Origin of the sequence: Caballeronia arationis (assembly GCF_001544975.2) — a bacterium.
Classification (GTDB): Bacteria; Pseudomonadota; Gammaproteobacteria; order Burkholderiales; family Burkholderiaceae; genus Caballeronia; species Caballeronia arationis.
The window spans coordinates 1-1,606 of the sequence record NZ_FCOG02000413.1 but is presented as its reverse complement, the minus strand read 5'-3'; the positions used below and the strand labels follow the sequence as shown (position 1 = coordinate 1,606).

Genomic DNA, 1,606 nt, shown 5'->3' with positions numbered 1-1,606 from the left:
CATGTCCCGCTTTCGCTGGCAGTACCTGCCAGCTGTGACCAGTATCACGGAAGGCGGGACGGACTATCTATATTAGGCAAATATTGACGAAGCAAGCCGTTGGTGTTTTCGCAGGTCCCGCGCTGCCAAGGGTTGTGTGGGCCGCAGAAGTAGACGCGCACACCAGTGGCTGCAGTGAGTTCTTGATGCCGCGACATTTCTTTGCCCTGGTCGTAAGTAAAGGTTTGTCGCAACGGCGCGGCAATCGAGTTGAGTTTGGCAGAGAAGCCCGCCAGCGCTGAAGCGGCGGTGGCGTCTTCCATCTTGGCGAGCAGCACTAGGCGGCTGGTCCGTTCGACCAGGACGCCGACAGACGATTGATTTCCGACGCCCTTGATAAAGTCGCCTTTCCAATGACCAGGGAGGAGACGGTCTTCGATTTCGGGCGGCCGCACATGAATGTTGACCATATCCGGAATCTGTCCGCGCCTGTCGGTGCCGCGTGCGCGCGGCATACGCATGCTGTAGCCGTGGCGGAAGCAGGCAATGAGCGGACGGCGCAGTTCACCGCGCGCTGCGCTTAGATGGCCGTGTAGATGGTTGCGTGCGAAACCTGCTGGGTCGGGTCGGTCGGATAATTTCGCGTCAGTTCACGGCTCACGGTGGCCGGCGAGCGCCCGAGTATTCGGGCCATGGCCCGAATACTCATATCCTCTAGCCGCAGGCTTGCGATGGCGAGGCGTTCTTCAGGTTGAAGCTGTCGGTACGAAGTTTGGTCGGGCATTGCGACACCTTATACGACATAGGTGTTGCGCTTCGCTTTTGAGGCAGCCAGCTTATTGACGACGCTCCGTGAATCGCTAAGCATGAAACGTTTGTAGCAAAGCCCTCGATGGCTTAATGGCAACGCTATCCGGATAGCGTTACCTGGATGAGTGTCATTTTCTAAGCCTTTGATTTCTTAAGGTAAGTACTCTGTTACAAAGTGTGCCGGATAGTGAACCCCCCCTTTTTCGGCACACTTTTTTGCGATTTTGGGACGCGATACGCGGGTAGCCCCTGCCAGCCGACGAAGCGTTGGCCGCGCAACCAACCTAGATGGCGTTCGGTAGGATCCGCGCTAGCCGCTAGGTCGTCATTGGAAGGATGTCCTGTCGAAAAGCTGCCGATACCGATTCCGCTTTTCGGCACTTCGACACGGGCATGACGACCACGGCCGTGGCGGTATCCACAACGAACGAGCGCTGGCGGACTAGTGAAAGCTATATCTTTTTATGCGTCATTTCCCGAAACGGCTGCTATCCGGATAGCGTTGCCGTAACCGGATTCGTCGCAAGTCGTCTCAAGCGAAGCGTGCAGTGCAATGGCGCACAAATCTCATCGTCTTTCGGAGAAAAATAGCACGCGCCCGCTGTTCCAATGGTGACCATTCCAAAGGGTTGCCATGCGTCTTTTCAAGAACAAGCGTCGGGCCGCGCTGTCCACGGCCCCCGGCTCATACGCCGAAGAAGATCCAAGCAGGGTGATTTTCGAGACGAGCACGAGGCTCAAGCTCGAAGCTAATCGCTGGATGCTGATTTCGTTCGGCCTGGCTGTCGTCGCGGCCGGTGCGGTCTGGACGCGGCAG

Annotated in this window: 2 pseudogenes; one reads left to right on the top strand and one right to left on the bottom strand. The window is 57.3% G+C overall.

Annotated elements, in window-relative coordinates:
- Positions 1-74: 74 nt before the first annotated feature.
- Positions 75-763 (bottom strand): annotated as a pseudogene (locus AWB81_RS42780) (IS30 family transposase); the annotation flags it as partial.
- A gap of 660 nt (positions 764-1,423) precedes the next feature.
- On the opposite strand from AWB81_RS42780, the pseudogene AWB81_RS48145 reads away from it, so the two are divergent.
- Positions 1,424-1,606, top strand: a pseudogene (locus AWB81_RS48145) (type IV secretion system protein); the annotation flags it as partial.